Source organism: Citrobacter sp. Cpo100, assembly GCF_030332595.1.
Classification (GTDB): Bacteria; Pseudomonadota; Gammaproteobacteria; order Enterobacterales; family Enterobacteriaceae; genus Citrobacter; species Citrobacter portucalensis.
In genome coordinates this window covers 119,003-132,049 of the sequence record NZ_JAOWHM010000031.1, presented here as the reverse complement: position 1 = coordinate 132,049, position 13,047 = coordinate 119,003, and the positions used below count along the sequence as shown (strand labels likewise).

General features: G+C 53.6%; 16 protein-coding genes. All 16 read right to left on the bottom strand.

Annotated elements, in window-relative coordinates; genetic code table 11:
* Nucleotides 1–4: 4 nt before the first annotated feature.
* From pduU to pduC, 16 genes are read right to left on the bottom strand one after another with little or no spacing between them, the layout of a single operon-like run.
* A complete protein-coding gene (gene pduU / locus OGX96_RS07580; RefSeq protein ID WP_008785151.1) occupies nucleotides 5–355 on the bottom strand; it encodes a propanediol utilization microcompartment protein PduU in 351 nt (116 codons plus the stop codon).
* Complete coding sequence (gene pduT, locus OGX96_RS07575) at nucleotides 355–909, bottom strand: propanediol utilization microcompartment protein PduT (protein WP_286582621.1); 555 nt, start codon at nucleotides 907–909, stop codon at nucleotides 355–357. Before pduT ends, pduU begins: the two co-directional genes overlap by 1 nt.
* Nucleotides 910–911: 2 nt before the next feature.
* Nucleotides 912–2,267, bottom strand: a complete 1,356-nt coding sequence (gene pduS, locus OGX96_RS07570) for a cobalamin reductase PduS (RefSeq protein ID WP_111465401.1) — start codon at nucleotides 2,265–2,267, stop codon at nucleotides 912–914.
* Nucleotides 2,264–3,376, bottom strand: coding sequence for a 1-propanol dehydrogenase PduQ (locus OGX96_RS07565; protein WP_111465402.1), 1,113 nt, complete (start codon nucleotides 3,374–3,376; stop codon nucleotides 2,264–2,266). Before OGX96_RS07565 ends, pduS begins: the two co-directional genes overlap by 4 nt.
* Nucleotides 3,377–3,386: 10 nt before the next feature.
* Nucleotides 3,387–4,772, bottom strand: coding sequence for a CoA-acylating propionaldehyde dehydrogenase PduP (pduP, locus tag OGX96_RS07560; protein ID WP_167820070.1), 1,386 nt, complete (start codon nucleotides 4,770–4,772; stop codon nucleotides 3,387–3,389).
* Entirely contained in the window at nucleotides 4,769–5,776 is a 1,008-nt protein-coding gene (pduO, locus tag OGX96_RS07555; RefSeq protein ID WP_198801598.1) for a two-domain cob(I)yrinic acid a,c-diamide adenosyltransferase PduO, read from the bottom strand. The genes pduP and pduO overlap by 4 nt, the downstream gene beginning before the upstream one ends.
* A gap of 8 nt (nucleotides 5,777–5,784) precedes the next feature.
* Nucleotides 5,785–6,060 carry a EutN/CcmL family microcompartment protein gene (locus OGX96_RS07550; protein ID WP_003030211.1) on the bottom strand — a complete coding sequence of 92 codons (276 nt, stop codon included), beginning with the start codon at nucleotides 6,058–6,060 and terminating at the stop codon, nucleotides 5,785–5,787.
* Between the two features lie 3 nt (nucleotides 6,061–6,063).
* Nucleotides 6,064–6,555 (bottom strand): microcompartment protein PduM, encoded by a 492-nt coding sequence (gene pduM, locus OGX96_RS07545; RefSeq protein ID WP_008785146.1) that lies wholly within the window; start codon nucleotides 6,553–6,555, stop codon nucleotides 6,064–6,066.
* Complete coding sequence (locus OGX96_RS07540) at nucleotides 6,552–7,184, bottom strand: phosphate propanoyltransferase (RefSeq protein ID WP_198801599.1); 633 nt, start codon at nucleotides 7,182–7,184, stop codon at nucleotides 6,552–6,554. Before OGX96_RS07540 ends, pduM begins: the two co-directional genes overlap by 4 nt.
* Nucleotides 7,184–7,648: a BMC domain-containing protein gene (locus OGX96_RS07535; protein WP_032943897.1), complete on the bottom strand. Its 465-nt coding sequence runs from the start codon at nucleotides 7,646–7,648 to the stop codon at nucleotides 7,184–7,186. The genes OGX96_RS07540 and OGX96_RS07535 overlap by 1 nt, the downstream gene beginning before the upstream one ends.
* Before the next feature lie 24 nt (nucleotides 7,649–7,672).
* Nucleotides 7,673–7,948 (bottom strand): propanediol utilization microcompartment protein PduJ, encoded by a 276-nt coding sequence (pduJ, locus tag OGX96_RS07530; RefSeq protein WP_001057752.1) that lies wholly within the window; start codon nucleotides 7,946–7,948, stop codon nucleotides 7,673–7,675.
* A gap of 19 nt (nucleotides 7,949–7,967) precedes the next feature.
* The gene (locus tag OGX96_RS07525) at nucleotides 7,968–8,318 is read right to left on the bottom strand and encodes a glycerol dehydratase reactivase beta/small subunit family protein (RefSeq protein WP_136392085.1); all 351 of its coding nucleotides are present in this window, start codon (nucleotides 8,316–8,318) and stop codon (nucleotides 7,968–7,970) included.
* Complete coding sequence (locus OGX96_RS07520; protein WP_286582614.1) at nucleotides 8,308–10,140, bottom strand: diol dehydratase reactivase subunit alpha; 1,833 nt, start codon at nucleotides 10,138–10,140, stop codon at nucleotides 8,308–8,310. The genes OGX96_RS07525 and OGX96_RS07520 overlap by 11 nt, the downstream gene beginning before the upstream one ends.
* Nucleotides 10,141–10,155: 15 nt before the next feature.
* Nucleotides 10,156–10,674 carry a propanediol dehydratase small subunit PduE gene (gene pduE, locus OGX96_RS07515; RefSeq protein ID WP_003030243.1) on the bottom strand — a complete coding sequence of 173 codons (519 nt, stop codon included), beginning with the start codon at nucleotides 10,672–10,674 and terminating at the stop codon, nucleotides 10,156–10,158.
* A 14-nt stretch (nucleotides 10,675–10,688) separates the two neighbouring features.
* Nucleotides 10,689–11,363: a propanediol dehydratase medium subunit PduD gene (pduD, locus tag OGX96_RS07510; protein ID WP_003834131.1), complete on the bottom strand. Its 675-nt coding sequence runs from the start codon at nucleotides 11,361–11,363 to the stop codon at nucleotides 10,689–10,691.
* Nucleotides 11,364–11,373: 10 nt separating this feature from the next.
* Complete coding sequence (pduC, locus tag OGX96_RS07505) at nucleotides 11,374–13,038, bottom strand: propanediol dehydratase large subunit PduC (RefSeq protein ID WP_003030249.1); 1,665 nt, start codon at nucleotides 13,036–13,038, stop codon at nucleotides 11,374–11,376.
* Nucleotides 13,039–13,047 lie beyond the last annotated feature (9 nt).

Here is a 13,047-nt window from a genome sequence, read left to right as displayed (position 1 = left end):
GAGATTACGTCCGGGTGATGGGACACGCGGTAAAACGCATCATTTCGCCCAGCGTTCGGGTTACCTGTTTCAGCGCGTACTCAACGGCGGAAACATCACCCGTCAGTACCACCGCGCCGGTAAACCGGTCGAGAAAACCAATCTCTACCGCCCCGGATTTCGTGGCGATATCACAGGCGATGATTGAGGCTTCGCTGGGGGTAATGGTCAGAATACCGATTGCGGAAACCGCATCTGGTAATCCCAGCTTCTTGAACAAATCTTTACCTGGATTAGCAATAAGATGCGCCAGCGTGACCTGTTTGCCTGGTACATATTCCTGAATCATTCGATCCGTGGTGGGTTGTCTTTCCATTATCCCTCCACCATTTGTCGCCACATGCTTTCATGCGGGCGGGGTATGACCGAGCGGTAAACCAGCAGGCCTTTTTCACCCGCACTTTCACTGGCAACCGTCACTGCGTTATTCACATCGGATACATCGCCAGAAACGACCATGTAGCACTTACCGCCAATACCAAATGCCATATGGACGCGTACCAGCGTGACGTTGGAGGCTTTAACCGCCCGGTCGGCGGCACAGATGCAGGCAGCAACGCTCCATGTTTCGACAATACCAACTGCCTGACGCTTATCCACGCTGTTTAGTCCGCTGATTGCGGGGAGTACGCTGGCATGAATGTTGGGGAGTACCAGACTGTCAACGAGCATATCGCCAGCAAGAGATGTTCCAGTGGCAATCGCCTGTTGTACGGCACCTACGTCACCACCGAGCATGAGTAGAAATTTTCCCGGGCAGATGGTCTTGCTGACCAGTAAATTCACATTCGCGCTTTTTAACATGGCATCACCAGCTTCCATCCCTTTGGCAATGCTGGTGAGTTCTAAAATCCCTATAGCCTGAGACATGATTAACCTCTAATTACCGTGATAGATTGCTCAGTGATTTCGCTGACAATACCGTCAATACTGGCGTGAACAGGCGCGCCTAATGCACCGGACGGCACATCGGCAACGCATTGACCGCGAACAACGCGTTCCCCTTGTTCTACACATGGGATGGCGCTGGCACCAATATGCTGGCGTAACAACAGCGTCGTTTTATCTGTGGAATAATCAGTCTCAGCCAGTGGCGCATCGTGATACCAGTCGCTAAGACCCAGTTTGGTAATAAGGCGCTTAACCGGGATCAACCGGTACTTCGCCATTTCATCCTCAGGATTTAGCGGCCCTTCATAACGATGGTTGAGCGCCCGCAGCTCGCGTTTCAGCATACGGTTGATGCGCATCGGTGAAATCCCAACCGGGCAGGCTACGCTTTCACACACGTTACATTCTGAACAGGTCAGGGCCGTGAGCAGCAACTGCGGTGTGGCCGCCTGCTGATAATTAACCGCACGAACCAACAGGTGCGGGGATAATTCATGGCCGATCAAATGCCTTGGGCACAAATCCGTACACAAACGGCACTGCTCGCAAACGGTTTTTGCTACAGAAAGCACGGTGCGTTCATCCTGCATCCGCCGCTGAATCAACGCATGAGACTTAGGCAAAACCAGCAGGCCCCCGGTGGTCTTGCTTACGGGGGTATCCAGTGAAGTAATCAGGCCGCCCATCATCGGACCACCGTTAATAAAGCCGGGATCGTCAACGGTTGCGCCACCGGCCAGCGCCAGAACGTCACGTAAAGGCATTCCGATAGGGACAGTGAGTGTGATGGGACTGGCGACTGCACCGTTAACGGTCAGGGTGCGACGCGTAACGGGGTACTGCTGCTCAACTGCTCTGGCGATGTTGAGCACGGTCTGGACGTTATTGACCACTACACCGACGCTGACTGGCAGCGCGGCAGGCGGAACTCTCCGACCTGTTGCCATCCAGATGGTCAGAACCTCGTCACCAGCCGGGTAGACATCAGGCAAAATATGTAAGCGGATCCCGGCAGGCAGAAGGGGCGTTAATGCATTGATAGCCTTCTGGTATTTCTCTTTGAGCGCAATAATCCCGGCACTGGCTCCGGTCGCCGTCATGGCATATTGAACGCCGCGGATAAGTCGCTCAGCCTGGACGGCCATCAACTGCTGGTCAACTTTCAGCATTGGCTCACATTCAGCCGCATTGACCAGAAAGGTATCGACCTGCGCCTGTAATTTTACGTGAGCAGGAAAGCCTGCGCCTCCGGCGCCGACAACACCCGCTGCGCGAACGCGTTCGCGAATGGTCTGTGCATCATAAAGCGTGGACTCTGCCGTCATGGCTGTCTTCATAATAATTCCTCAAGCAGTTCCTGCATGGCACTGGCATCGGCAACACGAGGATTGGTTTGCAGCGTGACGTCAGCCAGCGCGGCCTGAACCATCGACGGGATACGTTGTGACCAGGCTTGCTTTCCGTCTTTAAGCGCGTCAACAAAAGAAGGCAACGCACACTGTTTTTTCAGTAGCTCAATATGATGAATGAGCGCATTCAATGCTGCTGTATCGTTCGCGTTATCCGGGCATAGGTGGCAGGCTTTAGCAAAACGGGCATAGCGCTTCGCAGCTCGCGGATCGCGGGCATTAAAATGAATGACATGGGTCAGCAGCAGCGCATTGGCAAGTCCATGCGGCAGATGAAACTGACCACCCAACTGATGGGCAATCGCATGATTGATCCCCAGTCCAGCCTGACTAAATGCCATTCCCGCGAGCGTTGATGCATTGTGCATTTTCCCCCTGGTTGCCAGACAGTCGCCTTTGCTGACGGCGACAGGCAGGTACTGGAAGACGATTTGAGCCGCTTTTTCAGCCAGTGCGTCTGTGAAGTCGCTGGCCTTCGTGGACACGTAAGCCTCCAGCGCATGCGTTAACACGTCCATGCCGGTATTCGCGGTGATGGCAGGTGGTACGCTGACAACCAACGTTGGATCAAGGATGGCCATGTCCGGGTAAAGCGCATTATTGAATAATGGATATTTAATGCCTTTATCCGGATCGCTAATCACGCAGGCACTGGTTACCTCGGAGCCTGTGCCGCTGGTGGTGGGAATTGCAACACAGGTTTCAATTTCAATACCGAACTGTCGGCTGAACCAGACGATGGCTTTTGCGGCGTCCAGTGCTGAGCCGCCACCAAAACCCATCACGACGTCCGGTCGCAGGGACTGCATTTGTGCAATCCCTTGTACTACCGTACCGATGGTGGGATCGGGGGTGATATCGCTGAAAATGCTGATGCGGTTATCCGCTGGCAGAGCGTTGCGCAGCTTTTCAATCAGGGGAGAACGCGCGAGAAAACCATCGCAAATAATCCAGATATGCTTATTCGTGAAACGCTTGAGCACATCCAGACTTCCCTGGCCGCTGTACAATCGAGTTTGCAGTGAAAAGCTATTCATAACGGCCCCATTAGCGAATAGAAAAACCGTTTGTCAGCACGCAACGACGAGAGCGTGCGAAAGTGCGCGCAGATGTTGTTCCTTCACCGGTTGGCGTCGCAATAGTGAAGGTTGTAAAACCTTCGCCACCAACGCCGATCCCGGCGTAAGAGGGGCCATTTTTCACAAAGATGGAGGTCTGAAGCGTGCGCGCGGCAAGGTTCAAACGTGACACATTTTGCGAATGCATAATGGCGGTGTGATGCAATCCCTCTTCAACTTTCAGGGCCAACGTTAATGCACTGTCAAAATCGCTCACCATTACGACGGGGAGCATTGGCATCAATTGCTCGCTGGTAACCCACGGGTCGTCAGCCTTGACGATGCCTGTCAGTAATCGAGGTGCTTTTGCCGGAACCGGTATTCCTGCTGCTTCCAGTAAGGTTGCCGGGCTTTTACCCACCAGTTTTTTATTGGCTATGCCTTCTGGTAGACAGACAGCGCGCAGTTTGTCTACCTCTTCGCTATTGAGAAGCATCGCACCAAAAGACTGCATCTGTTGAACCAGTCGTTCGGCAACGGCATCAACAACAATCAGGCTCTTCTCAGCAATGCAGGGGAGGTTGTAATCAAAGGATGCGCCATTGATGATATCTTCCGCCGCCTTAACCAGGTCGGCCGTTTCATCAACAATGCAGGGTGGATTTCCTGCGCCTGCGCCGATGACTTTTTTCCCGCTTTTCATGCCCATAGCAACAATGCCAGGGCCACCGGTAATCGCCAGAACTGCGATTTTAGGGTGCGCCATCATCTGCTGGGTAGCCTCAAAAGTGGGTTCTGTGACCGTAACGACAAGATTACGAATTCCGCAGCAACGGAAAGCAATATCTTCGATCATGGCAATCAGCTTGAGTGAAACCTTTTTAGCACCCGGATGCGGACTGAAGTAAACACTATTCCCTGCCGCCAGCATGCTGATGCTGTTGTTAATAATGGTCTCTGTCGGGTTTGTACTGGGGGCGACAGAACCAATCACGCCAAACGGTGAATACTCGAATAACACCATGCCGCCGTCGCCGGTTAACGCCGTGGTGGTGAGATCTTCGATACCCGGAGTGTTGTCCAGCGCGGCTTTATTTTTAAGGAACTTATCCTCTTTGTTACCCATCCCCGTTTCGGCAGCGCTCTCAGCGGCCAGTGAAGCAAGATGAGGCGTCAGTTCTTCGCGTAGGGCGTTTATGATGGCGCTGCGGGTTTTCAATGGACATTGCTGGTAACGCAGAAAAGCCTGATGCGCTGCATCGATAGCTTCGCCAACGGACGGAAAAATACCGTTACCCTGAACTTCTGCTTTTGCCGGGGCGAGTTGCTCACTCAAAATGTTACGAATAAGGGTTTCAAGTTCTGAAGTATTCATTGATGTGTTCTCACGTTAATCGCCGCAATGGCCGTTTCTGCAATGTCCATATCCTGTTCAACGCTTCCTCCGCTGATGCCAAGACCCCCGAGGAGTAAACCCTCACGCCATAATGCGTACCCGCCACCGAAGGTGACGACTTTTCCCTGCATATGGCTTTCCAGACCGTAAAGCGCAGCGCCGGGTTGCACTGCCGATGTCAGCTCATGTGTGGCGGTTTTCATCGCCACGGCAGTCCAGGCTTTTTTGGGTGCCAGTTCGCTACTCACGAGTAATGCGTCAGGCATGCGCCAGACCACCGTTTGGGTCCCGTTCGCATCAACAATGCTTATGACGACCGGAACCTGAAGTTCTTCTGCTCTCGTCACCGCAGCGCGAGTGAGTTGGTGGAGCTCCTGAAAAGACAGAGACATAGTCGGCTCCTTTATGGCAGGTGCTTGAACGGCAGCGAGATAGCGCTCAGCCACTTTCTGAATGATGTCGTTTTGATGGGCGTCATGATCTTCTGCTCGTGCAAGCGCATATAAGCAGTCGGACAGGCGATTGATATAACGCATCAGCACGTGTCTGACGGATATCTCGGTGGAGAGTTCGACCAGTCGTCTCTCTGCGCGGCGTACCAGCGTACGGGCAAAGTGCAGTCGGCTGGCGGCTTCGCTGCGGCCAGGTAGAATAAAGCTGCGCAGGGGCGGTACTCTTCCCATTGCGGTATCGATGGCCGCTTCCAGTGCCGCAATTTCTTCTGAGCTGATGTAGCGCTGCTCTGGCGTTGGTTCTTCGCTTTCGCTTGCCAGTTCGGCGCTGAACCAAAAAAGCTGCAGCTGGATATTCTCAAGTAACTGCCGGTGCTGCGGGTTTTTCGCTGCACAAATGCACAGACTTAGCGCCGCATTCAGTTCGTCCAGCGTACCGTAGGCTTCCACGCGTGGATGCGTTTTGCTCACGCGCTGTCCGGTAAAGAGGGCTGTTGTTCCGGCATCACCAGTGCGGGTATAAATCGCCATAGTTCCTCCTAACGAGAAAGCGTGTCGACAATGCCGACGATAGCCAGATCGATGGCCTCATTAGGGCCAGAAAAAACGTGTCTGGCGCTGGATCCGCTGCTGAGTAATACCAGTTCGCCGGTCCCTGCGCCGACAGAATCAACAGCGACTTCATCTCCACTCACAGGGGATGCAGGAAGCTCTCCGTCAGCACTTACCCGACGTACCAGCAACAGTTTTTTTCCCACCAGTGATGGGGATTTTTGCGTGGAAACCACAACGCCTGTAACCCGGGCCAGATGCATAGCTCACTCCTGCTTAATTAGTTGGACATTTCGCAGACTGACTGCTTCCTGAGCCAGAGCCGTCACAACACACCGACGGCGCAACACCAGTACGCCATCCCTTAATTGGGCGACGTCGGCATAGCTGAGAAGCTTCTCAGGATGCAAAAAGATGATTCGTCCCCGTTCGTCATTGAACTCCAGCGGCAGACGTGCGAGTTTTTTCACGGGGATTGCGGGTAACAATCGGTGTTGTAGTGAAATTTTCACGCGGACTCCGCATGCCAGCGCGTCGTGAATCTTTCCCACCGACATGTTGGCTGGGCAGCCCTCGGCAATTTGTTCCAGTAATGGCAGATCCACTTGCTGGAGATGGAGCGACGAGTACTGGCAGCATACTGTCCGTGAATCGATTTCCCGTAACTGCGCGACGCTAAGAGTGAGCGTGCTTTCCGCGCGTTTTTTTAATCGGGAAACAACCTCCTCGATAATGCGTTGCAGCAGTTCGTTGTTCATCGTGAGGTCACCAGTGTGGCGAATGCCTGGGGATTATCAGCGCCTGCAGCATTGGCTTCGTCTGTATCAATATGCATTTCGAGGCGCATATCCGGCGAAACGCGTACGGCGACGTTATCGAAAATCAGTCGACGTTCATCGCCATTAATGGCGACCAAGACTTTATCACCATGGGAAACCCGCAGAATCAGAGCATCAAGCGGCGACATATGGATATGCCGTTGGGCGACGATCACCCCGGATGCTAAGTCCAGTTCAGCAAATGGGCTGACGAGACGAACACCGGGTGTGCCCTGAATATTGCCCGACATCCGCAGCGGAGCAGCAATTCCCAACGTGCGGGCGTCGGTACGAGAAATTTCGACCTGGCTGGTACTGCGCAGCGGGCCGAGTAAACGCACATTTTTTAACTGACCTTTTGGCCCCACCAGCGTGACAGTCTGCTCTGCTGCATATTGTCCCGGCTGCAGCAGCCCTTTTTTCTCACTAATGGGGTGATTGGGAAACAAGCGACCGTAATCTTCAGCGCACAGATGAATATGACGATTAGAGATCCCCAGCGGAATCGGGCGCTCGCGCATTTCATCCAGAACCTTAGCGACAGTGGTCTCCAGTTGCTGTTTATCCATTACGCTTCACCTCGTTTGCCAGAGTGAAGACAAAGCGTGCGCGGCTCGCCTTTTTGACGAGGGCAGGCAGGATCAAGACACAAATTGCAGCTAATCAACTCTGCATCTTGCGGTGCTTCGGGTACATCATGGTCTACAAATATCTCTTCATGCGGTACGGCTGGTATGGGTTCGGGCGTTGGCTCAGGCTCCAGGACAACGCTATGCGACAGGATCCCATCCCCGGGTCTGGAAATGACTTTGTGAGCCACCAGTCCATCTCGCTGGTCAGCGAAACTGACACCGGTGGAAATGGCCGCCTGGACGGAGGCCACATCCCCGATTATCTTGATCACCGTCCAGCCTGAGCCGTTGGTTTTTTCGAGGCCCACCAGCGTGATGGAGGCGGCTTTCGCCATGACGTCCGCGCAACTGATGGCTAATGCCAGACCACTAACTTCAAGTAATCCCAGTGATTGCTTCACGCTGTGCTCCTTGGTTGCAACGACTTATGCGGATTTAGGTAAAATGGCTTCAACGTCGCTGTGCGGACGCGGGATAACGTGGCAGGATTTCACCTCACCAACGGCGCTTGCGGCTGCGCTTCCAGCATCTACGGCTGCTTTCACCGCGCCGACATCACCGCGAACCATAACGGTGATAAGGCCAGAGCCGATTTTTTCGTAACCAACCAACTGCACGTTTGCGGATTTCACCATGGCATCAGCGGCTTCAATAGCGCCGACAAGCCCTTTTGTTTCAACTAGTCCCAGTGCGTTATTCATACTGCTTTTCTCCTGTGGGTTATGAGTGGCATTCCCGGAACGGAATGCCTTTAACCAGCCGCGCAGCGTTGTTACCAATGCTGCGGCGATCGTGGCTATTTTGTTGATACGTCAGCGTAAAAAGTGGTGCTGACGTGGGTAAGTTTTTGTAGTGCACGACCAGTTTTTCGCTGCTACAGCCAATACCGACCAGCAATGGAGACTGGCAGGCGGCCAACCATGCGTTGTGGATAACGTCAGCTGAGCCACTCTCCTGAATCACAAAGGGAATCCCTTCTTCTTCAATACCCAGCAGTACGTCATTCCAGACGTCAGCACAGTCAGCACTGGTGAAGATAACGATGGCTGGGGTGGTGAGATTACTTTCCATGAGCGAATGCCTTATGCCAGGAGAGAATCAGTCCTGTCGCAACCGCATTGCGCGGACCTTCGGTACCACGAATGTTGCCGCGCCCGGCAACCAGTCGATAATGCGCCAGAGCATCGGTGACCAGCTGTGGAACTTCAAAATCCAGAGATGAGCCGCCAACCAGCACCACAAAGGGAATATCCCGAATGTTCCCGGTCGGACTGACCTGACGTAGCGCTCTGAGTGCGTTAGTAACGAAAACGCGCTCCTTGGCGCTTCGACGAATGGCCCGTACTTTCTCCAGCGCCAGTTCACCAGGCAGTGGCACCAGTTCATCGGGTTTCACTACGCACACGCGCGCAAAAACCGTTGGTGGGAGAGGCGTAGGGAAGAACTGAACGCTGCCGTCTTCGTGGCGAAGGTGGAACAAGCTCTCAACTTTCGCCAACGGATACTTTTTAATCTCTTCAGCGAGATAACGGTCATCCAGACCCAGTTCACGGGCAATGATCATCGTGACCATATCGCCTGCGCCTGCCAGGTGCGTGGCAATAATTTCGCCCTTAGGATTGATGATAGAAGCGTCGGTTGAACCCGCGCCGAGATCCAGAATAGCCAGTGGTCGTGTTGTGCCCGGAGTTGTTAAGGCTCCCAGAATGGCAGCTTCGGCTTCGGCCCCGCCAACCTGGACGTCAATGTTGAGCTTTTGCGTGATCTCCTGGGCAATCATCGCCATTTGCAGGCGGTCTGATTTCACCATAGAGGCTATGCCGACAGCCTGTTCCAGCGAGAACTCACCGGCAAGTCCACCCGTCACGCTGACGGGAACCGAGGTATCGACCGCCAGCAGATCCTGAATAAAAATTTCATGACTGGGTTTGTTGGTTAATTCAGCCATCGTCTGGCGCACATGCTCCAGCATGCCGCCAATATTGGTGCCAGCTTCTCCGGTAACGTTATCCAGTTTTGGGCATTCACCAACCGCTTTCATAATCGCTTCGGCACCCGCGGCAACGTCGACCCGTACGGTACGACCCTGAGACTGTAGCTCCAGATTTCCGGCAGGAATCGCTCGCGCTTTCACATCACCTGACGGCGTTTTGACCACCACGGCTGAACGGTTGCCGATCAGCGCCCGTGCCATCGGAACAATGTTTTTAGTCTCATCGGCATTGAGGCCAAAGACAGTTGCAATGCCGTAGGGGTTAGAAAGGGTTTCAATGACCTTTCCTGGTACAGCGACCTCAATGGCAGCCAGCATCCCCAACGGGATACGGTCGATATGAAGGACTTCATCGACGATGGGCAGGGGATGAGTCAGACGATTACTGACCAAAACTCCGTCGTCCTGCTGCAAAATAACGCCAGTCAACTGGTATCCAGCACGGACGGAGGCATTAATCATCGTAGCGACATCGGCGAAATCAAATGCCGATGACACCACCAGAATATAGGGCGTATCCGCCGGGCGACTGAGAAGGTCTTCCGGCGTAATAGTGACGCCCACGCCTAACCCGACGCCGCCCGGTGTTTTAGGGTTATGGCCGATCATGGTGGATTCAGTGATGATGGTTTCGGTTATTGTTTCCATCGCCACATCGCCAATGACCGGGGTGGCTTCGTTAATACGGATGAGCGAAATATCGCTGACATTGATACCGGCGTTTTTTGCCGCCAGCGTAAGGGCCTCCTGAATGCCAAACACATTACGTAATGTGCCCTTAATTCCGGTGGTTTCTGCCAGCGCGCTGCCGGTGATGCTCAGCACGCCAGACTCATCCTGAGTAGCCAGAGCGACTTCTGTTGATGAGTTGCCTATGTCAATGCCAGCTATATATCGCATGATCCTTTCCCTGAGTTAGTCGTCGCCTTTGAGTTTTTTACGCTCAACGTACAGCGCTGCCGCTTCACGAACGAAAGCTGCGCAGATTTTTGCCTGATAACGATTTTCGAGATCGTCGGCGATAGCCATCAGCTCATCTTTTGTTGAGCGGTACGGGCGCAGCGCGTTGTAGATCTCAAGAATGCGATCGTCAGGAACAGCGGTTAGCTCGGCTGCACGCTCGAAGTTCATCGCCAGCCTGTCACGTCCGGCATCTTTGGCGATTTCCGCCTGCAGGCGCAGTGTTTCAGGGGTGATGCGCATGTCCTGCGCGGTCACTTTGTTGCTCAGAACATTTTCAAGCGTGAAGTCGTCCAGCGTTTTGTTGGTCGCAGTTTTTACCCACTCAGGATGTTTATTCGCGAGAGGGTAATCCGTGACTTTCGCGGTATGTGCTGATGAACTCGCCGCGGGTGGAGTCGCAGACTCGCCTTGCAGGCTGTTCATCCGGCTCAACACATCCCGAACCATCGATTCAATTGCGTCGGTATTCATGGAGGTATCCTTTATCAAAGCGCCACGCGCAGTTCCTGCGGGTTTTTGCCTGTCACAACGTATTTGGTCTCTTTAATGTGCAGAATGGCCGATTTCGCCTGGTACTTAGGACGGGCCATCTGGTCATTCAGAGTAGGGACCGGTTGCGGAGATTCACGCTTGGCATAACGCGCGGCGTTTTTACCGATCTGACGATAGGTTTCCAGCGTCAGAAGCGGTGCCTGAGGGAACAGCTCCAGGTTTGAAAGCGGCGGTAACCCCTGCTGGTGGATAACCGTGGTACCTTTTGACTGGATGCCGATAGAGATCCCGGAACCGCTCAGACGGTTCCCCTCAACGGCGACAAACGCCACATCGGAGGATTTAAAGCAGCGGATAACGCGCGCTTTAATGCCTTCTTCTTCAATACCGGCAATCACTTCGCGCAAGATATTCTTATGCGGGATCCCTACGATATTGACGGTTTGCGAGAGCCCGAACGCCGGCCCTACGGCAATAATCACTTCGTCCTGTTGCTGGCCTTGTTTGGCTTCACCAATCTCGGTCAGAAAGCTGTCTCCCTGTGTCGCCGCAGCCTGAGGTGCGCTTGCCGCTGTAGATGCGCGGAAAGAGACGGGTTTGTCGCTGGTCTGCATTTCAGACAACACATCTTCAATTATCTGGCGCAGCAGTTTTTCATTAATTTCCATTTTTCACCCCTTAGCCAAGCTCGTTGGGATCAAGTGCGCCAGGGATGTTTTTGATTTCTTCCCAGCGTTCGCCCTGCAGGCGATAACCTGTTGCCGGACCGGCATAGTCGTTAACATCATTGACGGCGGATAGCACCTGTCCGTCGCCAACGATAATGGCGGAGGTATGCAGGTAATCCCCGGTTAACTTGGCTTTCTGGATATTGAGCATGTCCTGAGCGACATCGGTAAATCCGCCCTGAGCAAGGGCTTTCACCACTTCCAGACCGTTACGGTTTTTATTGATGATCTCTTGTGCAAACTTGATGTCTTCAACGATGTTACGTTCCGGCATATCTTTCGAACCGTGGGCGTAGGTCGCAGCTTCCACTTCTTCATCAGTGATTGGTGGTAATCCCATCCCGGCAAAGACGGCCTGCAGCGCACGTGCCGCTTTGTTACGAATGGCGATAACGTCTTCTTCCCGAACCGGGCGCAGACCACCGTCTACTTTCAGGTCGCGCTGAAGAACGTTGTAGTCGTCAAAATCTTCAGCATCCTCGTTCGAACCCGCAAACATGTTGTCGTAGTTCGGCACCGCGGAATAACCAGAAGAAATGAAGTCAGTACCCGGCAGGAACTGCATCAGCAGACGCGCAGTACGACGCATATCCGAGTGGGTAAAGGTTTGGTCGTTGCTGGAGGCGCATTCCAGATCCAGAGAGGAACAAATCAGGTTTTCAGCCAACACTGCACGAATGCCTGACGGCACGGCGGAAGGGACACCGATGCAGCTTACTGAACCGTTTTGCAGGCCCTGTACGCCCGCAGCTTTGGTGATGTAAATGCAGCGGGCTTCCAGATAAAGCATTGATTTGCCTTCGGCGTAACCCATCTGAACTTCAGAGCCAGAGCCGGAGGTAAAGCGCATTTTCAGACCACGGGATGCGTAGGACGAGGCGAGGAAGCCTTTCGACCATGGCGTGTCATCGCCGTCGGTAAAGACGGGTTCAGTACCATAGACGGAGATGGTTTCCGCGTAGCAGGTGTGGCCTAGCATGCCGAGTTTAAGTTCGGTAGCTTCTTCCAGCGAGCACTGGGTTAATACGCCCGGGCGTCCAACCTGTGAGCCGACTAACAGCGCAATGGCGTTAAATGGCGCATAACGTGCAACGGCAACGGTTGTTTCCTGTTCGTCAAACCCGCGCCATGCGCCTTCAGCGGCATCAGCGGCAATCTGCACCGGGTTATCTTTGACGTTAGTGACGTGCGCTTGTTGAGAGGGTGTACGACGAGCACGCATTTTCTGCATCGCCATCATCATCTCAACGACGTTCATATGGGACACTACTTCGACAATTTTTGCCGGCGTCATTGCGGTGGTCAGCGGCACAATGTCTTTGCGCTTCACGTTAGGGTCGCAAAGCATATTGGCCAGTTTGACCGAGTCCATCGCCATGACCTCTTCAGCGCGCGCCAGGTTAATGCCATAGCGGGCAATGAAATGGTCGATTAAGTCAAATTCACTGGCGGATTTACCGTCCAGTTCAGTGACTGTACCGTTGACGATTTTAATCGACGGTTTGGGGTCGTTCGGGCTTTCCATCGCAATGAAGCCTTCTTCGATCCACTCCTTAACGAAACCATCCTGATTCACAGGGCGCTTCGCCAGTGCTTCAAATCTTTTCGATCTCATGAATCAGCC